This is a genomic window from Alkalicella caledoniensis, assembly GCF_014467015.1.
Taxonomy (GTDB): domain Bacteria; phylum Bacillota; class Proteinivoracia; order Proteinivoracales; family Proteinivoracaceae; genus Alkalicella; species Alkalicella caledoniensis.
This window is the reverse complement of sequence record NZ_CP058559.1, coordinates 2,853,000-2,874,183: the sequence shown is the minus strand read 5'-3', so window position 1 is coordinate 2,874,183 and position 21,184 is coordinate 2,853,000. Positions and strand designations below refer to the sequence as shown.

18 protein-coding genes are annotated in these 21,184 nt (G+C 36.9%); 5 read left to right on the top strand and 13 right to left on the bottom strand.

All coding sequences use genetic code 11. The features are described from left to right. The first annotated feature begins 210 nt into the window (after window positions 1–210). Window positions 211–1,662, top strand: a complete 1,452-nt coding sequence (locus HYG86_RS14125; RefSeq protein WP_213166227.1) for an IS1182 family transposase — start codon at window positions 211–213, stop codon at window positions 1,660–1,662. A 209-nt stretch (window positions 1,663–1,871) separates the two neighbouring features. Here HYG86_RS14125 and HYG86_RS14120 read toward each other — a convergent pair whose 3' ends face one another. Continuing rightward, a complete protein-coding gene (locus tag HYG86_RS14120) occupies window positions 1,872–3,641 on the bottom strand; it encodes an LCP family glycopolymer transferase (protein ID WP_213166226.1) in 1,770 nt (589 codons plus the stop codon). Window positions 3,642–3,864: 223 nt separating this feature from the next. Then, window positions 3,865–5,175: an FGGY-family carbohydrate kinase gene (locus tag HYG86_RS14115; RefSeq protein ID WP_213166225.1), complete on the bottom strand. Its 1,311-nt coding sequence runs from the start codon at window positions 5,173–5,175 to the stop codon at window positions 3,865–3,867. Window positions 5,176–5,429: 254 nt separating this feature from the next. On the opposite strand from HYG86_RS14115, the gene HYG86_RS14110 reads away from it, so the two are divergent. Next, window positions 5,430–6,503, top strand: a complete 1,074-nt coding sequence (locus HYG86_RS14110; protein WP_213166224.1) for a M24 family metallopeptidase — start codon at window positions 5,430–5,432, stop codon at window positions 6,501–6,503. 53 nt (window positions 6,504–6,556) lie between these two features. On the opposite strand, the gene mtnK is transcribed toward HYG86_RS14110, so the two are convergent. After that, a complete protein-coding gene (gene mtnK, locus HYG86_RS14105) occupies window positions 6,557–7,795 on the bottom strand; it encodes an S-methyl-5-thioribose kinase (RefSeq protein ID WP_213166223.1) in 1,239 nt (412 codons plus the stop codon). Between the two features lie 148 nt (window positions 7,796–7,943). Beyond that, window positions 7,944–8,507, bottom strand: a complete 564-nt coding sequence (locus tag HYG86_RS14100; protein WP_213166222.1) for a DUF4126 domain-containing protein — start codon at window positions 8,505–8,507, stop codon at window positions 7,944–7,946. A gap of 295 nt (window positions 8,508–8,802) precedes the next feature. Here HYG86_RS14100 and map point away from each other — a divergent pair, with 295 nt between their 5' ends. Then, window positions 8,803–9,549 carry a type I methionyl aminopeptidase gene (gene map / locus HYG86_RS14095; protein WP_213166221.1) on the top strand — a complete coding sequence of 249 codons (747 nt, stop codon included), beginning with the start codon at window positions 8,803–8,805 and terminating at the stop codon, window positions 9,547–9,549. A gap of 165 nt (window positions 9,550–9,714) precedes the next feature. Here map and HYG86_RS14090 read toward each other — a convergent pair whose 3' ends face one another. The 9 genes from HYG86_RS14090 to HYG86_RS14050 form a co-directional block, all read right to left on the bottom strand. Then, entirely contained in the window at window positions 9,715–10,476 is a 762-nt protein-coding gene (locus HYG86_RS14090; RefSeq protein WP_213166220.1) for an ATP-binding protein, read from the bottom strand. Window positions 10,477–10,487: 11 nt separating this feature from the next. Further along, complete coding sequence (locus tag HYG86_RS14085) at window positions 10,488–10,664, bottom strand: hypothetical protein (protein ID WP_213166219.1); 177 nt, start codon at window positions 10,662–10,664, stop codon at window positions 10,488–10,490. After that, complete coding sequence (cooS, locus tag HYG86_RS14080) at window positions 10,665–12,587, bottom strand: anaerobic carbon-monoxide dehydrogenase catalytic subunit (protein WP_213166218.1); 1,923 nt, start codon at window positions 12,585–12,587, stop codon at window positions 10,665–10,667. 185 nt (window positions 12,588–12,772) lie between these two features. Further along, complete coding sequence (locus HYG86_RS14075) at window positions 12,773–13,255, bottom strand: 4Fe-4S dicluster domain-containing protein (RefSeq protein WP_213166217.1); 483 nt, start codon at window positions 13,253–13,255, stop codon at window positions 12,773–12,775. Window positions 13,256–13,431: 176 nt separating this feature from the next. Beyond that, the gene (locus HYG86_RS14070) at window positions 13,432–15,333 is read right to left on the bottom strand and encodes a sigma 54-interacting transcriptional regulator (protein ID WP_213166216.1); all 1,902 of its coding nucleotides are present in this window, start codon (window positions 15,331–15,333) and stop codon (window positions 13,432–13,434) included. Window positions 15,334–15,512: 179 nt separating this feature from the next. Then, window positions 15,513–16,658 carry a prolyl oligopeptidase family serine peptidase gene (locus tag HYG86_RS14065; RefSeq protein ID WP_213166215.1) on the bottom strand — a complete coding sequence of 382 codons (1,146 nt, stop codon included), beginning with the start codon at window positions 16,656–16,658 and terminating at the stop codon, window positions 15,513–15,515. Between the two features lie 111 nt (window positions 16,659–16,769). Further along, window positions 16,770–17,294 carry a hypothetical protein gene (locus HYG86_RS14060; protein ID WP_213166214.1) on the bottom strand — a complete coding sequence of 175 codons (525 nt, stop codon included), beginning with the start codon at window positions 17,292–17,294 and terminating at the stop codon, window positions 16,770–16,772. 449 nt (window positions 17,295–17,743) lie between these two features. Beyond that, on the bottom strand, window positions 17,744–18,538 hold the full coding sequence (locus HYG86_RS14055; protein WP_213166213.1) for a Cof-type HAD-IIB family hydrolase: 795 nt from the start codon (window positions 18,536–18,538) through the stop codon (window positions 17,744–17,746). A gap of 93 nt (window positions 18,539–18,631) precedes the next feature. Further along, window positions 18,632–18,958, bottom strand: coding sequence for a helix-turn-helix domain-containing protein (locus tag HYG86_RS14050; RefSeq protein WP_246451793.1), 327 nt, complete (start codon window positions 18,956–18,958; stop codon window positions 18,632–18,634). 124 nt (window positions 18,959–19,082) lie between these two features. On the opposite strand from HYG86_RS14050, the gene HYG86_RS14045 reads away from it, so the two are divergent. After that, window positions 19,083–19,532 carry a hypothetical protein gene (locus HYG86_RS14045; protein WP_213166212.1) on the top strand — a complete coding sequence of 150 codons (450 nt, stop codon included), beginning with the start codon at window positions 19,083–19,085 and terminating at the stop codon, window positions 19,530–19,532. A gap of 122 nt (window positions 19,533–19,654) precedes the next feature. Then, entirely contained in the window at window positions 19,655–21,166 is a 1,512-nt protein-coding gene (locus HYG86_RS14040) for a M3 family metallopeptidase (protein ID WP_246451968.1), read from the top strand. Window positions 21,167–21,184 lie beyond the last annotated feature (18 nt).

Here is a 21,184-nt window from a genome sequence, read left to right as displayed (position 1 = left end):
TCCTACAATTAGGAATCTATTTCTTTTAAAAAGGAAATGATTTAGTAGTTTTATTGTTATAAAAGGTATATATAAAAAACAAGAGAGCCTATGTGAGGGCACTGAAAAAGTCCCTTCAAAGCGAAAAAAGGCATAATTCCTTAAACACTAAGGTAATTATGCTTTTTTTGCTGTATAATTGAAGTATCAATTAAGAATTGGGTGGGTGCTATGATACAAAATCAACAGTCAATGATTTTAAGTCCATATATGGAGATATATAATTTGGTCGTTCCAAAGGAAAATTTACTCCGTAGAATTAATGATCTGGTCGACTTCTCTTTTGTTTATGGTGAGCTTAAAGATAAATATTGCCATAATAACGGTAGAAATGCTATCGATCCCATTCGCATGTTTAAGTATTTATTACTAAAAACGATTTATGACTTGTCGGATGTAGATGTGGTGGAACGCTCAAAATATGACATGTCCTTTAAGTATTTTCTAAATATGGCTCCTGAAGAGTCGGTGATAGAGCCAAGTTCTCTTACGAAATTTCGAAAACTACGCTTAGAAAATATAAACTTATTGGATATGCTTATCAATAAAACTGTTGAAATAGCCATTGAAAAGGAAATCATCAAAAGTAAATCCATTATCGTGGATGCCACCCACACAAGAGCGCGCTACAATCAAAAATCCCCCAGAGAAATTCTGATGGATCGGTCTAAAAAGCTGAGAAAAGTTATTTATCAGATAGATGAAACTATGAAGGATAAATTTCCTACCAAAAACACAACAGATGCCTTAGAAGCTGAAATAGACTATTGCCACAAGCTTATTGAGGTGGTTGAAAAGGAAGATGCTTTTGCTCAATATCCAAAAGTAAAGGAACAATTGAACCTTTTAAAAGAATCAGTTGCTGATGATATTGAACACTTACAAATATCTCAGGATCAAGATGCAAGAATAGGTCATAAAAGTGCCGATACATCATTTTTTGGTTACAAAACCCATATTGCCATAAGCGAAGAAAGAATTATTACAGCTGCAACAGTTACAACCGGAGAAAAAAATGATGGGAAACAATTAGAAACACTGATAGAAAAAAGTGTAAAAGCTGGGATGAAAGTTGAAACTGTTATCGGTGATGCTGCATATTCTGAAAAAGGCAACATTGAATATACAAAAGAGAAAAAAATAAAATTAGTCGCCAAATTAAACCCATCTGTAACACAAGGTTTCCGAAAAAAAGAAGATGAATTCGATTTTAATAAAGATGCTGGAATGTATATATGTAAGGCTGGCCATATGGCTATACGTAAAGCTCGCCAAGGGAAGAAAAAATTTTCCACTAATCAAACAGACACATACTATTTTGATATAGAAAAGTGTAAGGTATGCCATTTAAAAGAAGGGTGCTATAAATCTGGAGCTAAAAGTAAGACCTATTCCGTAAGCATCAAATCTGACGAACATACCGAGCAGGCGAAATTCCAAGAAAGTGATTACTTTAAAGAAAAATCTAAAGAGCGCTATAAAATAGAAGCAAAAAATAGTGAATTAAAACATAGACACGGGTATGATGTTTCAAAATCCTCGGGTCTAATTGGCATGGAGATGCAGGGAGCTATGTCAATATTTACGGTAAACCTAAAAAGAATTTTAAAAATAATGGATTAAGAATAAGCGAAATAAAAAATGGCATAATCATTAAAAAACGACTCTAGATTCAAATTTTGAATAGAGAGTCGTTTTTTTTTAGTACAAGTTATTCTGTTTAAATGAAATACATAAGATTTTCAGTGCCCTCGCCTATGTAGGATCTCTTGTTTACTTTGTGTTAGTACTACTTGGTGTTTATACCAAAGCAGAAGATAACGCTATAGCTTTTAATTTATAGGTATGTCCTGAAAGATGTATTCGCTTAGTTTTTTCGATCCTTCATTTAAATCAAATACGTAATACCATACACCATTTACTATTTGTCCTTTTGCTATGGAAGCTGGAGGAAACTGTACTTGTTCTATTGTGCTGATATTGTTCATGACAGCTCTTCCACCCATGCTTAGGATTTGGTTTGATGTTAGGTTTGTGGTAAGGTGTGGAAGGACTTTATTGAGCATCCCGGGGTAGGAAGTTACTGGTGTTTTAAAAGCTGCTTTTATGACAGACTCCATTACATCCCTTTGTCTTCTACTTCTTTCAAAGTCAGAGTCTATTTTACGGATTCTTGAGAATCGAAGGGCTTGTTGTCCATTTAATAAATGGGTTCCGCCACTATTGATTCCTGGAACTTCCCTGGCTTCTCTATCTGTGATTTTTACTTCTACGCCACCTACAGCATCGATGATTGCTGGCATTGACGTAAAGTTAACTGATACAAAGTGTCGGATGTCTAGCCCAAAGTTTTGATTTATTGTTTTTATCGCAAGCTCTGGGCCACCAAAGGCATAGGCATGGTTGATTTTATCCATTTTACGTCCTGGTATGTCAACATAGGAATCTCTGGCTATTGAGGTTATTTTTATTTTATCATTCTTTTCATCGAGGGTTAGAATCATGATAGAGTCACTTCGACCCTTCATGCCATCTTCAGAATCGATTCCAAAAATGGCTATGTTGGTAATGCCTTTAACTCCTGTTCCCTTTTCTATTCCTAGGGAGTCATCGTCTTGGGGAATTTTCTCCCTTTCCATACGCCCTAGTAGGTATAGTGCAGTTACATAGCCTACTACTAATAAGAGAGCAAGTACTATTGCTGTAATGATAATTATCCTTTTCCTCTTTTGTGCTTTAGTGATTTTATCCTTGGGTTTATCTTGTTTTTCTGTTTTTTTGTTTTTATTTCTTTTTACTAGTACTACTGTTCCCACTGCTAAAAGAGCAATTACAATTATAGCTAGCACCATAGGAAGAACACGGGCAAAAAAACCTCTTGATTCTCCTTCCTCTATGGTTACAGTAAACTCAGCAGTGTATCCGTTATACGAGATTGTAACTAGTTGATCTTCTTGGGCTTCTTCACTGTTAAAGCCTGTGACAGTTAACTCTTCTAGGGGTACCTCTTCTTCTTCACCGTTACTCAGTTCTCTGTAGATCACTAGTCCATCTAAGTTTATTTCTTCACCTATACGATACGTTGTTTTATATGGTTGGGCAACCATGGTGATACCTTCTACCGCTGCTTCAGGTTCTGGTTCTGGCTCTGGCTGGTTCTCTTCGGTGTCTGTTTCATCAACTGGGTCCGGAGCAGGCGCTGGTTGAGGTTCTGGCTGCTGCTTTTTATACTGGAAAACAATTTCTTTTTGTTGCCCAGCTTCTTCTAGGGTAACAGATTGAGTTATTGGGCTGATAAGTTCATAGCCAGCTATGGTTTTTGATTCGATGTAATGCTTCCCTAAACCAAGCTCCTTCACAGTGATCTCACTAATGTTAGAACCACTTTCATCTACATAGCGTACTGAAACAAACCCTTTTGCAGGCTCTACTTCCTCTTCTTCGTTTTCATCAGTATCAGGCTCATTTTCTTCCTCCACAGTTTGAACAGTTTCTTCTGTATCGCCATTGTTTTGCTGCGCGTATGTCATGTTTGAAGACAAACCCATGACCATTGTTAAAATCATTATTAGAATTATAAGATTCTTCATGTTGTTTTTCATTATTTTCCCTCACATTACAATTTTATAGCTACTTTGTTTCTACCTTTCGTTAAGAGGTCTAAGATTATTGGCTCTGCTCCTAATTTATCACAGTGTGAAAATAGTATCAATACAACTTAGTAAAATTTTTATAAACTTATTTAATCAAGAAGATCTTTATGGCTCCGTGAACGACACAAACCCTTTGCTGTAACCCAACAGCAAAGGGTTTGTTATAGTATCATTAACACATAAGGGCGAGTTTTACGTTCCCTATTATTGGGCAGTCGTCAACTATTTCATACTGGAATCCTTTAAATATTTTCTTTTTGAGGGAAATGTACTCTTCTCCTGTGAGTCCACCGGTTATTTTAATCCTTTTGTTTAGCTCCATAAATTCTTGGGCAAGTTTAATAGTTTCAATAACGGGATTATGCATACCAATTAGTATGGATACAAGCATATCCTCTCTGGTTGTATCAAGGGTAAGCCCAGTGAAGGCTCCTCTTTTCTTTTCTAGACTCTGCCTATCTCCAGCAAGGTAGGGCATAAATTCTACGGTCTTATTGTCTAACCTGTTTTTTATAATATCTACTAGATAGGTGTTGTAAAATTGGTTTATATCCATCTCGCTATAGAATTCTTTTCTAAACCAATCGATTGCAAAACCACCCACTGTTATGGCAAATATTTGCCACATGCCTGGGGTTGCAGCTTTTCTCAGATAGTATTTTTTGTTTACTATGGGTTTGTCAGTGAGTATGGATACCATTTCACTACTTCCTGAGATATGCAGTACATCACCTACTTTAGTATTCCCAGCTCCCACTTGAGCAGTTGCCGCATCATTGCCCCCAAGGGCAACTGGTATTCCTTCTTTAAGTCCTGTAATTTCTGCTATTTCTTTACGCAAATGACCCAGTATAGAACCTGCTTGATAAACTTCAGGAAGTTTCTTCATGGGAATACCGAAGGTTTCACAGATTTCCTTTGACCATCCTGTTTCTTTTACTGTTTCATATAAGCCCATCATAGAAGCGTTTACATATTCTGTGGCCCATATGCCCGTGAGTTTTTTATAAATGTAGGTATTATAGTGACCTAGCATATATGCGTTGTTAAAGATTTCTGGCTCGTTTTCTTTCATCCACATCATTGATGTAATTGAGGCACCGCCTATGAAGGGAAGAATTCCTGTGATTTTTTGATACTCTTCTTCTCCCATGACTTCACAAATCTCTTGACTTTGCTTCATACTTCTTCTATCTAGATGTGTAATCACAGGGTAAAGGGCGTTCCCTTCTCTATCCATCAGTACCACTGATGGCGAAAATGTGTCAAAACTAACAAGTTCCACCTTGTGGATGTATTCCTTCATTTTCCTTGTGCAATCTATAAAACCAGTAAAAACTAATTCTGGATCTAGCTCTACTTTGTCATTGTCATATACGTTAAACTGGTACTCTGACTTTGCCCATACAAGGGTTTCTAGCTTTTCATTGAGTATTGCAGCTTTGACTGATGATGTTCCAAAATCCACTGAAAGTATGTACATGGTTCTCCCCCTAAAAGTATTTATATATTGTGTTAGATTTCAATGTAGTTATATAGGACTTGAGGCCATCAGTAATAGGATTTGCCTGTAGAAATTTTATCACTAACTAGGGTTTTGGGCAAATGTTTGTTGTGTATCAAACTGGTTGAATTATTTGTGTAATTGTACAGTATTATATAGAGGGAATATAGTTCTCAATCTCGAAATTGTATAAGTAGAGAAATTTCGCATCACTAATCAAAGGAGTGAGGTATGTGCATAAAGAACGTATAGGAAAAGTTTTGAAGGCAATGAAGGAGCAAAATATCCCTCAGATGCTTGTTTCAGATCCCCCATCCATATTCTATCTACTGGGCAAGTGGATTCACCCAGGTGAGCGTATGTTGGTTCTTTATTTAAATGATCAAGGGGAACATAGGTTATTTATCAATGAGCTCTTCCCTGTATATGAGGATTTAGGTGTGGTGAAAGTATGGTTTAAGGATACTGATAAGTCTGTGGAGTTAGTGGCAAAACATGTTGATACTGGCACTGTAGGTATTGATAAAAACTGGCCTGCTAGGTTTTTGCTTGAGCTAATGGCTGTAAAGTCTGATTGTACTTATGTAAATGGTTCTCCTATTATAGATGGCATCCGAACAATGAAAGATGATACAGAAAAGGATTTGATGCGTAAATCATCAACCTTAAATGATGCTGCCATGGGTAAGGTTGTAGAGTTAATTTCAAGTGAATATACAGAAAAAAAAGTGGTCCAAGAGCTACTTAGTATATATGAGGAATTGGGTACAGAGGGTCCCTCCTTCAGTCCTATTATTGCCTATGGAGCCAATGGGGCGGATCCCCATCATGGTCCTGACAACTCTGTTCTAAAAGAAGGAGATAGCATTATTATAGATATTGGTACGAAGTATAACAGTTATTGCTCTGATATGACCCGTACAGTTTTTTATAGGTCTGTTTCCCCTAAGGCTAGGGAGGTTTACAATATCGTAAGGGAAGCCAATGCACGGGCCATCTCAGTTATAAAGCCTGGGGTGAGATTTTGTGATATCGATGCTGCAGCCCGTGACTATATAGAGGAAAAGGGATATGGTAAGTATTTTACCCATAGAACTGGACACTCCATTGGCATCGAAGTACATGATTTCGGCGATGTATCCTCTGTTAATACGGATTGTGTGGCACCTGGTATGATTTTCTCCATCGAGCCTGGGATTTATCTTACTGGTGATTTTGGTGTGAGGATTGAAGACTTAGTAATGGTTACTGAGGATGGCTGTGAGGTGCTAAATAAATTTACTAAGGACTTGATTGTTGTTGAGTAAGATTTTAGATATAGAAACTCCCCTGCTGTCTTTGGGCAGCTAGGGGAGTTTTTTTAACTTCTATTTTCCATAAATTTTTTTCTTATTTCTACAATGGTTTGGATCAATTCGTCTATGGTTTTAATTTTATTTCTGTTAAGAAGTATAAATTGGTCGATTGCAATGGATAACCCTTGGGCATTGGATTTGTCTGTTTCGTCTTCTATGACATCATAGTCAGGATAGCCTGTAAGGGATATGAGTCTGTTCAAGTTTGCGCAAGCAGTAAAGCCAATAACTTCAGATAGAAAGTTATCTAAAATCGATTCTTTATAACCCTTTACGTGTCTATAGGTATCTTTAACATCCTTTTCCCAACATTGGTTGAAGTAGTATACGTAGTTGGTGTATATTTCTTTGATTGTACTTAATAAGTAAAGACAGTAGCTCTCTCTTTTTTCTTGGTCTATGTTTGACTTAAAGGTAAACGCTGAGAACTGTGAGATGAAGTTTGCCAATAGGTAACCCATGTCGAAGGAGTAGGGGCCCATGAAGGTATATTCCATATCAATTATTTTTATCTGATCACTATTTATAAAGATATTTGAAGTATGTAAGTCTCCATGGATGAGGCATTCGCCTCTTTTCATAAAGATGTCTCTCATTTTGTGACACTCTAAAATAATTTCATCCTTTGACCATACTAGCTCAGATACATTTAGTAGCTTTTTATTGGGTGTATTGTAATCAATATCTCCAAAAGCTCCTCTAATAAAGGCGACATTTTCCATAATAGATCGCATGTTAACATTTATAAATGATGCTTGTAGTAGTCTGTGGGTTTCAGGTTCTAGATACAGCTCAGATGTGTAGAAATTTGATTTTGCTAGGTATTCTCCCATTTGTTTGGCAAACTTAGGGAAGTAAAGCATTTTATTTAACTGAAAACGCATTACCTTAAGGTAAGAGAGGTCTTCCATGATGAAAATATTATTTTCTTTATCTATGTAGAAGGTCTTGGGTGTAAATTGAGGAATTATTTCACCCCTTAGTCTAAGGGTTTCATGTTCTAAAAGGTTACGCAGAGGTGTTAGGGCATAGCTTTCTCCAAAACATTTTAAATAAGGTCTTGCCTGTTTAACGATAACTGATCTTTCCTGGTTATAAACCCTGTATATGTAGTTTACAAAGCCTTCTAGTTCTTCTTCAGGATTATAATCACTTATATCTTCTACTAGCAATGGCTCTGAACTAAATAAGTCCGTATTTTTCAGGATATATTCAACAATATTGTCTGGTGTAATGATCATCATTTTTATCACCCACTCCCACTTGTTGGGTAAATGTTATCATGCTCCCAATTTACTGTCAATAAAAGGAAAGGGTACATTTTTGTACAATTGTTATACTTTTTGGATTTGGGTTAAGTTTTGTATGTCCCGGCAGGTTCGGAGCCCTGCCTCATCTTACTGTAACTTTCTTCTTTTTCTTTACTGTAGACCTAAAGATTTTGATTACAATTGGGATTATGATTAGGGCTATGGGTATTGTGATGGCTATTATAACTACTATGGATATGATTATTGTTATAATTGTTTCTATTAGGGCAAGGGCTGGGTTTGCAGTCCCTGCTGTGGTTGTTGTCAGTGCCACATGTGCTGTGTTACTAAATATGTCTGTTGCCAGTGCAGTGCCACCACCAGCTATTATGGCAAGGGCCCATTGCTGGACTGGGTTTATGTCAGTTAAAAACGATGCTGTTAGAATAACCCCAGCTATTGTGGCAAAGGGGATACTTAGCATGTTTACTATGTTGTTAAACCATGGAATCTCATAGGCAATAAATTCTACTATTGTAGCTATTATTAGAATTATAAGAGCCTGAGGTGATGTTATCCACTCTAGGTTTTGTGGTGGTTGTATGTAACCAAAATATGTGGCTAGATTCATTGTTAGTAAGGGGATAAATACCCGAAAACCAGTAGCTGTGCTTAGGCCTATGCCTGTTAATAGGTTTAGTAGCATGTGGAAACTCCTTTCTTATTGGTCGCAGATCTCATCTCTGGTGCGAAGGGCAGTAAGGGTGAATTGGAAATTTTGAGTCTTATTTATTTTGTCATTGGGGGTGGTTGTTATACATTTACTTAGACTCTAAGTTTGTAAGGGTATTCATGAATGCTATTTATGTAGTCAGGGAGGTATACGACGACCCTACAAGGGATTTATGGTTGGGTTTATGTATGCCTGATGCTTTTCGTGGTTTAGTACATTATGATATAATAGTAATTATTGGATATTCGAGGTAAGGAGTGAGATCTTTATGATTATATTAAAGAGCGAACGGGAGATTAGCAATATGTATAAAGCAGGTCAGATACTTGCAGCTTGCCATAGGGAGATTGCTAAGGCCATTAAGCCTGGCATGTCTACTATGGATATAGATAGGTTTGTGGAGGATTATCTTAAAGCACATGGTGCTACCCCTGAGCAGAAGGGGTATAGGGGTTATGAATTTGCTACTTGTGCTTCTATAAATGATGAAATCTGTCATGGCTTTCCCCGAGAAACCCCACTTAAATCAGGTGATATCGTGACTATTGACTGTGTTGTTAATCTGAACGGCGCTTTGGCGGATTCTGCATGGACCCATGTTGTGGGTTCAATCACTGAGGATACAAAGAGGTTACTTGAGGTTACTGAGGCTTCACTTTATAAGGGAATTGAGCAGGCTAAGATTGGAAATAGGGCTCAGGATATTGGTCATGCTATCCAAAGTTATGTGGAGGCCAATAATTTTAGTGTGGTTCGAGAGTTTACTGGTCATGGTATTGGTAAAACCATACACGAAGAACCAACCATTTTGCATTATGGCAAACCTGGTAGGGGGATTCGATTACAAGAGGGTATGGTAATTACCATAGAGCCTATGGTCAATGTAGGAACTTGGAAGTCAAAGATGGATGGTAATGGCTGGACAGCTAGGACTCTAGATGGGAAGTTGTCTGCTCAGTATGAGCATACCATAGCTATTACTAAGGATGGTCCGTTGATTTTGACCCAGCAGTAGTAAATCAGTATGACAGTTTAGTTAAGTATATATGGCCTGTGCAGCAGCCCATGGTGAATTTCTACTGTACAATTGTTGAAGGTTAGCTCCTAGCTAAAGTCTTGGAAGTTTAACCTTTGCTTAAGTAATATTAAAAGGGCACTCTTTGACGGAGTGCCCTTTTTGTTACTTCAATTTTTCTATGATTGTATCTATTGTGTTGATAGTTTGTTGGTCTGCTAGGTCTGCAGGGGATTTTCCTTGTAGATCTGCCAGGGAGATGTTTGTGTTGTATGGGATGTGGGATAGTAGTTCTATGTCTTTGAGGTAGGTCTTGATTAGGTCCAGCTCTTCTTCTCCTCTGACTTTGTTTGCTATGGCGTAAACTTTGTTTACACCTATTTCTTTAGCCATCTTTTGTACGTTTACTGCTGTCTCTAGACTTCTTTGTCCTGGTTCTACCACCACTATAAATGCGTCTATACCTTGGGCTGTTCCTCTAGATAGATGTTCTAGCCCTGCTTCCATGTCTATGATTACTGTTTCTTCTCTTTTTAGGACTATATGGTTTAGCAGTCTTTTTAGGAGTTTATTATCAGCGCAGTAGCAGCCTGATCCACCTGTTTTTACTGTTCCTACGGCTAGGAAGTCCACACCTTTGTGATGCAGTGAGAAACGTTCTGGGATATCGCCCACAAAGGGGTTCAGTGTGTATAGGCCTTGTGCTCCTTCTCCTGAGCCCATTTTTTCTTCCACTAGTTCTTTCATTTCCGATATGGGTCTAATGTTCTCTTCTTTGATTTCTATGCCCAGGGCTGCTGCAAAGTTTGCATCGGCATCGGCATCTATTGCTAGGACTTTGTATCCTTTTTCCGCCAGTCTTCTCGCCATCATGGCTGATATTGTGGTTTTACCCACACCACCTTTTCCTGTAACGGCTATTTTCATGGAATTCCTCCTTAGTCTTGAGTGTAGTTCATTCTTTTACACCTGCTGCAGAGTTTTAGATTTTCTAGTTGATCTTCCGTTATATTTTCTATTTTCTTCTGTATATAGCTAAGCTTTATTGACTTGATCGGCTCTTTGCACTTAGGACAGTTCTTGATGTTGTCGTACTGTGTTAGATCAAAGTTCATTTATTTTTCCTCCTTCACTGCAGAAGGAATGTTTAGTGCCGCTCTCTTTTCTTCAATTACTTGGGTTAGTTTATCCGCAGCTGTAAGTGGGTCTCCTTCTACTATAAAGTACCCATCAACAACATCTTTTAACCCTTCAGTTAGTACATTTGCCACAAGGGGACTTCCTTCAACTGGAGGCATAAGTCCGATGTGAACTGGAACTCCTAGTCCTGTTACCCATGTACCGATGGCTATGGCTTTTTCACTCATTACTTCAGGAGCTGATGCAACTAGTGGTAGTTGGTTTAGATCAACACCCAGTTCATTTGCAAGGGCTACTGCAAGATCTACACCTCTACTGTTGTCTACACAGGATCCCATGTGAAGGATTGGTGGAAGGGGAACATCTAGTCCTGCTTCTTTTCCTAGAAGTGTCAGTACAGCTTTTAGGCTTTCTCCTGCATACTCTTTGGTGGCTTCGGAGTTCATTAGTGAGTTTTTAGCAAATGCGCCAGCTCCACAGCCTGTTGCAAGGATTAGGATATTGTTTTCAAGTAATTTCTTTGCCATGTGCACAAAGTTATAGTCTTGGGTGACTTTTACGTTGTTACATCCTGCAAATAGCACTACTCCACGGATGTTTCCGTTGACTATATTGTCTATTATTGGACGTAGTGGTTTTTCACTGTCTATTTTGCTCAGTAGGTTTACGATGGATTCAGTACTAAAACCTGCTATAATATTGCTTTTCTCTTCTGGTATTAGTATCTTACTTTCATCCCTTCTTTTGAATGCTTCGATGGATTGACGAACAATATCTCTTGCATTTTCTAGGGCATGCTCGTCGTGTAGTTCTAGGTGGGTAGCTCCTGGGATTTTAGCTTCTGGCATGGTTGTAAACATTTTTGTATGATAACATGAAGCAATTTTAGATAATGATGGCATGATACATTGTACGTCAACAACCATTGCTTCTAAGGCACCTGTTAGGATTGTAAGTTCTTGGGACAGGTAGTTTGATGCCATGGGAATACCCCTTCTTAGAAGTACTTCATTACCTGTACAACATACACCAACTATGTTGATACCTGCAGTGGCTCCTGCAGCTATAGCTTCATGGTTTAGTTCGTCAACAACATCTACAATAATTTCACTTAATAATGGGTTATGGCCGTGTACTGCTATGTTTACAGCGTCTTTTTTGATAACACCTAGATTTGCAGTACTTATTACAGGTTCTGGTGTTCCGAATAGAACATCTGATAGATGTGTTGAAATCTGCATGCCTGTATAGTCACCTAGGGATGTTTTCATACCTGCTAGTAGTAGGTTTATTGGGTCTGCGTCTGTACCTAGGTGTGTCCTTGACATGATGTCTGCTACAGATGATTCGATATTGTTTAGCGCTACACCTAATCCTTCTAGTTTTTCTAGTCTTGACTTGGTTATTGTGTTAGTTAACCATGTGCATGTATCTTCTTCGAAACGGGAGTAGTCCATTAGACTTTCATATGCTACTTCCCGAGCTATTTGGTGGATATCTTTGCCTTCAATATCAATGTTTATATTTTTTGCTATGGCTTTTAGTTTTTCTGGGTCTTTAATGGAGTAGTTTTTAGCTGTTTGTCTACCTACATTTAGTAGGGTCTTAGCTATTTCTTTACCATGGGATGCATGGGATGCAGCTCCTGCTGCCATCATTCTCACTAGGTTTCTAGCAACTATGGTGTCTGCATTGGCACCACATATTCCTTCTTGTGGACCGTTGCCAAATGGATCTATACGGCATGGTCCTTTCATACATATTCTACAGCAGATTCCTTTTTCTCCGAATCCGCAAAGGGGTAGCATTTTTTCGTAACGATCCCAAACTAGATCGATTTTTTCGTTTTGTGCCTTATCTATTAGGCATTGGTTTGAAAGGTTATGGCATTTGCTCATTTTTGAATCCTCCCTTTTTTTATTAAACATTGACTTTCCAAGAATTGAAGTGAAGCTTGGGTTATTTTTGTGGGTCCGGGCAGGTTCGGAGCCCTGCCCCTACTGTAATATTGTTGCCAGTGGTGGTCAGCCCACCCTAAAGGGATGGGCTACAATGGTGTGATTAGGGGGTTGGTTGCAACTGTTTAGGAGTGTAGGGTTATTGCCTTTGTTGGGCATGCTGTGTAGCATAGTGGTGTTCTGTCATTTATCTGTCTGTCTAAACATAGGTCGCATTTGTTTGCTAGGGTTTTAGTTCTTTCATTTACTTTATATGAAGTCATTGTTATTACTCCGTAGGGGCAGCCTTGTTCACAGATGCCACAGCCTGTACATTTGTCGTCATTTATTTTCACTGCACCATGTTCGCGGGTGATAGCTTTGGCTGGACATAGCTGCAAGCAAAAGGAGTTTTCACAGTGCCTGCAGTATGCTGGGATTTTTTTGTTTAGGCCTTGGGCTTGAGTAACTATTATGCTAGGTACTATGGGTCGTTTAGAGTTTCTTTCTTCAGGGGTGTATTTTGCCGCTTTACCTGCACCGCAGGCTAGTTCGCAGCTTCTGCATCCTAGACAGAGGTCTGGATTTGTAGCTAGAAACTTAACCTTTGACTCAATTGATACTTTCATAGAACCACTCCTTTTTTGAAGGTCATATTAGAAAATTGTAATTACCAATATATAAACGCAATTTTTATGCCAAGGTAAAAAGTACTGCAATAGCTACAAAAAATGTAATGTAGAATAAAAAAGTGTCAAATAAATTTTACAATTGTAAAATTTATTTGACACTTTTACACTTTCAGTTAACATTCAATTTCATATCTTTTTATTTTATTATACAGAGTCTGTCTTGTTATACCTAACTCGTCTGCTGCTGAAGTCTTGTTGAAGTTGTGTTCCTCTAAAACTTTTAGAATCTGGTCTTTTTCTGTTAGCTCTTTTAAATCTGTAACGGGATTGTTTATCCCCAGATTTACATTTTTTTTGGTTTTTTGAATTTCTTTTACAACTTCTTCCTTTGTTATTGTACTATGTTCACTATTTATCGCCAGCCTTTTTACAAGGTTTTCAAGTTCCCTGATGTTGCCTGGCCAATGGTAGTGTATAAGTTCTTTCAGCCCCTGTTCTTGGAATTCTTTTATGTTTAGTCCCACTTCTTTACAGAAGTCTAGGAGTATTTTATCTACTAATGCAGGAATCTCCTCTAACCTCTCCCTTAAAGGAGGAAGGTTTATGTTGATTACATTGAGCCTATAGTATAGGTCTTTTCTAAATTTGCCGTTACTAATCATTACTTCTAGGTCTTGATTTGTGGCAGCAATAATTCTGACATCTACCTTTTTTGTTGATATGGCACCTATTCTCTCGAATTCTTTTTCTTGAAGGAAACGCAAAAGCTTTGCTTGTGTTTCTAATGGTATCTCTCCTATCTCATCGAGGAATACTGTTCCTCCATGGGCCAGCTCTAACTTTCCAATTTTCCCATTTTTGTTGGCTCCTGTAAAAGCACCTGGCTCGTATCCAAAAAGCTCTGCCTCAAAGAAGTTTTCAGGGATTGTAGTACAATCTATACAAATAAATGGGCTATTTTTTCTGTGGCTTTCTTTATGGATAGCTTTAGCGAACATTGTTTTTCCAGTACCACTCTCTCCCCTCAGCAGAACAGTGGCATCTGTTTTAGAAACCTTTTTCATGTAGGGGATTACTTCTTTCATACTTTGTGAAGATACAGATAAATCATCTATACTCGTTGTTTCACTACTCTTTGCAACTGCTTTGTTTTTATAGTATTTCATCTCCCTCTCTAGGAAGGAGATTTTGTCAAACATTAGTTTTACAAACTCAGAGTCAGTTGGTATGAGTTGTCTTAGAACACCATTTCCTTCTGTCACAGGACTTTCAAAGATTATGAACTCTTCTTTTCCGATTTGTTCCTGCCAAATTTCTGAATTTCCATTGTTTAATACATCCTTGTACTTTGATTTCCATCCAAGGGTATTCACATTCTTATTTTCAATCTCACTTGATGAGGTTTTAAGAAATTCACTGTATTGCTTGTTAATTTTTATTACAACTCCATTGTTATCTATCATTGCTAAGAAATTTGGCATATTATCCAAAATAGTTTTGTTGGAGTTGTTTATTTCCAATGCTCTTTTTAGTGCTTGGTTTAACCTTTGATTTTTATAGTGAAATTCCTTAGTTTTGTGCTCTACTCTGCTGTAGTTTTTAGCAAGCCTTAAAGAATGAAGAGCTAAATTTACCATGTTGTCATCTTTTTTGTTTATGTCTAAATCAGTTTCTTGTATTTTTTCAGGAGTTACTTTAAATTCACAATAATTGTCCCCTAGGGCATGGCAGTTAGTTTCCACTGCATCCATGTTTCGACCAAGTATACTACTGATTGCCCCTGCTAGAATCCCACCTTCAAAGTAGCATATAGATTCTCCCCTGTATTCCATTTCACCGCAGGTAAAACATTCATGAAGTTGGACTATTATTTTACTATCTGATATTAGTGTTATGCGTACCTGTCCTATGCCTAACTCAGACATTTTTTCAGTTAGCATATCAAAACTTGTTATATTAAGTCTTGTTCCAAAATTTTTAGCGGTATTGTAATATATTTCTTCTTCTAGGACTTTGCTATTGTTCCTAGTTCCAAGGGTGGTGGTTATGGATTTTAGTTTTTCTATATTGATCACTTGTACCCCTCCCTTTTGTGATTAAATTCACTGTTATCGTACAGTTTAAATAAATGCCTATCTATATTATAACAAATATTTTTAAGGTGGGGAATGGTTTATTTAGTGATTAATGACTTGACAAGTTGTGCATCTTCATCAAAATAACACCTAAGACTTTTTGTCTTAGGTGTTATTTTTTATCTTTTTTGATTAAATAACCAGTCTATCATTTCTTGGGTTTTGTATGCTAAAACCCATGAGAGGTGTCCGTTTGGCTGAACTTGCCCCTTTGGATACTCTGTGTAATGAATTTTTGTGTTACCAGCATTTTTAATTGCTTCAACTATTTTTCTTCCGTTTTTCACGTCAACTAATGGGTCATCTTCAGCATGGAAAACCCAGATTGGTTTATCCTTCAAAACTACAACTGTTTTATCATCAATAACAGGTGACCTTTTGATGAAGAATTCATCATCATATTTAGTAAAACCACATATGGGGACTGCAGCTGCAAATAGGTCAGGATTTTCTCTCAGATGATACCATGTACCTACACCACCATTTGATATCCCTGTTATATATACCCTATTGGGATCAATTGGTTGCTCCTCAATTGTCTTAGTAATAAGATCTTTTACTAGACTAAAGATTGGTTCTTTTGTCCAGTATGCATTGAGAACTTGCGCATATGGAGCTTGGGGAGCTAGCACAAAGCAGGGATTGCGTTTTTGCACATCAGGTTTTGCCCATACTATAGCCCCTTCGTTTCCTAGGAGCTGCAACTTATCCCCATAACCCCTCTCCCCTGTTCCGTGTAGGAAAATGACAAGTGGGTATTTTTCTTGTTGTTTTATTACAGGTTTATAAATAGAGTATGGTAGCTCATTTCCTGACTTATCACTATGTGTTAGGTGCTCAAAATCATCTACTATAAGTGTCATTATATCCTGGTGCTTGAACTTTTGATGATTTGCTACAATTATTTCACCATCGTCTGTTTTTATGTCACTTGTTTGTGTTATGTAGTATTCTATATCTTTTTTTACTGTGAGGAATTTTTGAGAGTCGAAGTCAAGGGTGCTGGCGTGAGGATCAGTAGGGTCTAATTCAATGATTATGTAACTACCTTTAGTTGGTTCATATGTGAGTCTAGGTTGGTTGTTTGTATAGATATTAGTAATAGTTCTAGGTTTCAGTTCTCCATCTACCTTTGTTTCCACTGTAAATGTTGATTTTGAAAGTAGCTCCGTGTTAATCACATTTTGATATTCACAAATTATGGCATATCCCACTTCGCCATATGATAAAACTTCTGTTACCAAGGTGAACTTTGCATTTTGCATGTTATACCTCCTATTTTACTGTTTTATCATTAGTTTTAAAGCAATTTCCTAGCCAACACAGAAACTTTTCTATTAAGAGGTTAAGAAAAAACCCGCTGCTAAGTCGGGTTTTTAATGTTGTCCGCCACTGGATTCCCGTAGGGCTGGTATGGTTTTTGTTACCCCCCAGTAGTCTCTTACTTGAGCTGGTCTATCTGGGTTTATGACAAAGTAATCTAGGTCGTGAATTATCCTATGGGCATCTAACCAACTTTGTGTTCTTTCCTTTGCAGGTAGCCTTCTAACAATTGCTACTAATTCATTTAGGTCTTCTGCTAGTGGTTCGTAGCCAATGTTATCTATCAGAGGTTCGAGGTCATCTATAAGTTTTGATACCTTATTTAATACTGTAATATTTGGTATCCCTTGCCAGCCCAATGTATCGTTGAGAATTGTATGTATTGATGTAACTAGTTCTGCAAACTCATGCCAGTTTCCACTATATTGTAATTCTATATAGCCAATGATCGCTGCACGAAGTTCATCGTCTCTTGTAAAATCAGGACCGGTTTCTTTGCTTTGACCCCCAAGTGCAAGAAGGACAATAATTGCTGTTAGACCTATTATTAGAATTGGTAATATAATTTTACTTTTCATTAGAATTCACCCCTTGAGTTTGATCTTTGAGATAAATTATACCCTTTGCCTGTAACATATGTATGTCACAGGGTGGTGTTTATTTTAATCTGAGGTTTAAACAATGTTCTAAAACCTTTTAAGACTGGTTTTGTGGGTCCGGGCATGTACGGAGCCCTGCGCCCTACAGTATATTGACATTTTCGTGGGTCCCAAGGCTGAAGCCTTGGCTACAACTGTCTGTTGGGAGAGCCATTCTTAGTTAGCCCATCTATTAAGCATTTATCTCCAACCCTTATTTTGATATCCGTGAAAATCAGTGTAAATCCGTGGCTAAGCCCTTTTCATTTCCCTTGCTTTAAGATCATGTAAATCATATAGATCTGTGGCTAGGGTTTATACGGTTAGTTTTGAAGGTCCGGGCAGGTACGGAGCACTGTCCGTCTATTACTGGTTGGTGGGTCAAAGAACTAAATTAACTTAAAATGCTTTAAGGCATTTGCAATTCCGTGGGAGAAAACGTCGTCAGTTACGTAATCTGCATGGCTTTTCAATTCTTCTTTTGCATTACCCATTGCTACACCTGTTCCCACTGTTTGTATCATTTCTATATCGTTTTGTCCATCACCAAATGCATATGTGTCTTTCATATCTAGGCCAGTATAGTTGAGAAATTCTCTTATACCATCTGCCTTAGAGCAGTCTTTAAAGTAGACATCATAAGAGTATGCCCCTGGGTGTTTCATAAAGATAAAATCATTTCCTAGGATCTCGACACACCTTTGCAGTGTATCTTTATCTCTAATTGTCACTACCATTTTGTTAGCTTCTATATCCTCTAGTTTCCACTCATCGGTTATATTCTCCCTTGGCACCCCAAACACTTCGTAAAAGTCCCGAGCTTCTTGAGATTCAAGACTAGAGAAATACGCTTTTTGATATCCTTCAAGGAAATATACTATCTTCTCCTTCTTAAAAAGCTCGACTGCTTTTTTCAAGATACCTTTTTCTATTTTCTTACTATAAATAAGCGCTTTATCTCTTTCTACCACCGCTCCATTGGCTGTTATGTATCCATGGAAATCCATGCTTAGTATTTCCTTAGGTAGAAACGGTCTAGGCCTTCCTGTTGCAATTACTACAACATGTCCGTTATCTTTTAGTTTCTTAATAGCATCAATTGTGGATTGTAGTGGACTAGTCATACCTTTAATGTATTCTAAAAGTGTGCCATCCACATCGAAAAATACTACTTTTTTTATCATTATCATTCTCCTTTGTTAACTGCATATTTATTTTTTGTACTATGAATTAATTTTTTCATTACTATTTTTAACCCTGGTATTATTCTTCTGCTATTACTTTTTATTGTCATCTTCTAGACTATCCAAATAACCATATAATCGTTCCTTTTGTCTACTAGTAAGTTTCCTAAACTTGTAGAGTAATTCTACTTCTTCTTTTTTTAATTCTTTGTTTAAAATTGGTTTTTTTATATCGCTTCTACCAATAATATAGTCCGTTGATACATCAAAGTAGTCAGACATTTTTTCTAGTATCTCTAGACTAGGTTCCCTTGCACCTATTTCATATTTGCTTATAGATGCTTGAGTTATATTTAAATCCATTGCTAACTTCAGTTGATTAATTTTTTTATCTTTTCTTAATTCTTTAATCCTAATCATATTAATCACCCCTATGGAAATATTATATTCCCAGTAGGTATTTAAAATATTCCTAAATGTTGTGTTTATTATTCCTCTTTGTTATAATTAGATTACTGTGAGTTATTTTGATGGGGTGATAATAATGTTTAAAAAGTGTTTAATAACTAGTTTCTTAATTAATGACGTATCATCTTTTCCAGATGAAAAAATTCTTATAATACTCTTAAAATTGCATTTGTCGAGATTCCTTAATCATGGCTGTGATTATTTTTATGTTGATTTGTCTAATGAGTTAGGTCTTAAAGTGTTAAAATCCATAAGTGAGCTGAAACGTTTTTTCCCACGAATATATATCCAATGTTGTAAGCATAACTTTAATTATCCTGAAAGGCTTCCTAGGGGTAAATATGTTGTACACTACACAAATAGCTTTTTTGATTTTGTAAGAGAGTCTAAGGGAGAAGTAGCAATTATTATAACAGATATAACAGACTTCCCTAATCAAGAATTCACCAACTTTGCAAAAAAACACTCAATAACTTTAGTTGTTTTAAACAACACAAATTATAATGTAGAATTATATGCAAAATAGCAAATGTATTCTTATAAGTTTTAAAAAATGTCATTATATTTATTACTTATACAGTAGAAACAGTATTGATTTTTATTTCGGGTACGGTATAATTTAGCTAGGAGGTGGTTTTGTTGAGTATTATGAATAAAGTTAATGAGATTGCTGAGAAACTACATAAGCTTCAGGTTGAACAAAGTAAGTTAGGTTGGACTCTTTATACTGTGGGGTATGATTTCGGTATAGAGGATATGTACAAAAAAGTGGTTGAGGCTTTTAAGGACAAGGAAAGTTATAGTATTATTTGTGAGGCCATGAATGAAGATTTAGATCCCGTTGATAAACGACGTGTGGAAATTATGCACAGTGCTTTTAGTTCTTATCATCTTTCTGATGAGCTTAATGAGTTGGATATGAAGATTAAGCTTAAAACCAATGAACTGTCAAAAACTTTAAATACTTTTAGGTATAGTTTCGAAGGTAGGCAGGTTTCTTCTGTGGAGCTTGCACAGGCACTAAGTAGTGATGATGATAGGGAAAGACGTAAGGCTGCTTTTTTTGCTAGAGCCCAAATTAATAAACCAATGGTGGATGGTGGATTTATTGAGCTTGTTAAGCTGAGAAAAGAGTATGCAAAAAAGTATGGTTCAGAGAATTTTGTTGAGTATATGCTTGAGCGAAATGAGCTAGATAAGGATATTTTTGATAGTTGGAAATCACAACTTCATGAACTTCTTCCTAAGATGAATGAAGTGAGACAAAAGTATGCTAAAGAGTTCTTAAATGATGATGTTATAATGCCTTGGGATGAGCAGTATATAAGCTCAAAAATTGCTCCTTCTCTAAATAGTGCAGTGGATATGTCAAACTATCATGGGAATATTAAAGAGCTATTTGATGTTTTTGGTATAGATATATCAAAGTACAATATTACTTATGATTTATTTCCGAGGGCAAATAAATCTGAGTGGGGCTATAACTTCACCATCGAAACTGGTGTGGATTCAAGGATCCTAGCCAATGTAAAGAACAAGTTTTTTGAGTATGGTGTGCTTTTACATGAGACTGGGCATGCTGTGCATTCCTTTTTAAAGGATCCTGAAGAGTTGATTTTAAACCGTGGTATAAGTGGTATTGTTACTGAGGGGATCGCCAACTTGTTTGGAGGATTTTTATATGACCCTAATTTCTATGGTAAGTTCTTTGATGATAAAGAAAAGGTTGAAAAGGAGTTTACCATGCTTAAGGAGTATAAGGGGCTTAACTCCCTTAGGACTATAAATACTATCTTCTTTGATCACAATCTATATAAGCACGATGTTGAAAGCTTAGAAGATATTTATGAACTATACTGGAACACCCGTAAGGAGCTTCTAGGGGAAGAGCCTTTCGGCGGCGAGCCACCTTGGGCATTTTTGATTCACCATACTACACACCCAATTTATTATCATAACTACTTCATGGGCGATGTAACCTGTGAAATGTTGGCTAAGGTGTTTAAAGAAAAATATGAGGCAGATATATTTGATAAGCCTGAGGAATTCGGTAAGTTCATAATAGATGAAGTAATCAAACCTTCTGGTTTGTATAAATACGGAGAGTTGTTCAAAGGTATTAGTGGTAAGGATTTTTCTTTAAGTTACATGATCGAATAAAAAAAGTAGTAGCCTAGC

Coding starts and splice junctions, on each gene's coding strand:
- HYG86_RS14125 (WP_213166227.1), top strand. CDS start 211: ATGATACAAAATCAACAGTCAATGATTTTAAGTCCATATATGGAGATA.
- HYG86_RS14120 (WP_213166226.1), bottom strand. CDS start 3,641: ATGAAAAACAACATGAAGAATCTTATAATTCTAATAATGATTTTAACA.
- HYG86_RS14115 (WP_213166225.1), bottom strand. CDS start 5,175: ATGTACATACTTTCAGTGGATTTTGGAACATCATCAGTCAAAGCTGCA.
- mtnK (WP_213166223.1), bottom strand. CDS start 7,795: ATGATGATCATTACACCAGACAATATTGTTGAATATATCCTGAAAAAT.
- HYG86_RS14100 (WP_213166222.1), bottom strand. CDS start 8,507: ATGCTACTAAACCTATTAACAGGCATAGGCCTAAGCACAGCTACTGGT.
- map (WP_213166221.1), top strand. CDS start 8,803: ATGATTATATTAAAGAGCGAACGGGAGATTAGCAATATGTATAAAGCA.
- HYG86_RS14090 (WP_213166220.1), bottom strand. CDS start 10,476: ATGAAAATAGCCGTTACAGGAAAAGGTGGTGTGGGTAAAACCACAATA.
- HYG86_RS14085 (WP_213166219.1), bottom strand. CDS start 10,664: ATGAACTTTGATCTAACACAGTACGACAACATCAAGAACTGTCCTAAG.
- cooS (WP_213166218.1), bottom strand. CDS start 12,587: ATGAGCAAATGCCATAACCTTTCAAACCAATGCCTAATAGATAAGGCA.
- HYG86_RS14075 (WP_213166217.1), bottom strand. CDS start 13,255: ATGAAAGTATCAATTGAGTCAAAGGTTAAGTTTCTAGCTACAAATCCA.
- HYG86_RS14065 (WP_213166215.1), bottom strand. CDS start 16,658: ATGCAAAATGCAAAGTTCACCTTGGTAACAGAAGTTTTATCATATGGC.
- HYG86_RS14060 (WP_213166214.1), bottom strand. CDS start 17,294: ATGAAAAGTAAAATTATATTACCAATTCTAATAATAGGTCTAACAGCA.
- HYG86_RS14055 (WP_213166213.1), bottom strand. CDS start 18,538: ATGATAAAAAAAGTAGTATTTTTCGATGTGGATGGCACACTTTTAGAA.
- HYG86_RS14050 (WP_246451793.1), bottom strand. CDS start 18,958: ATGATTAGGATTAAAGAATTAAGAAAAGATAAAAAAATTAATCAACTG.
- HYG86_RS14045 (WP_213166212.1), top strand. CDS start 19,083: ATGTTTAAAAAGTGTTTAATAACTAGTTTCTTAATTAATGACGTATCA.
- HYG86_RS14040 (WP_246451968.1), top strand. CDS start 19,655: ATGAATAAAGTTAATGAGATTGCTGAGAAACTACATAAGCTTCAGGTT.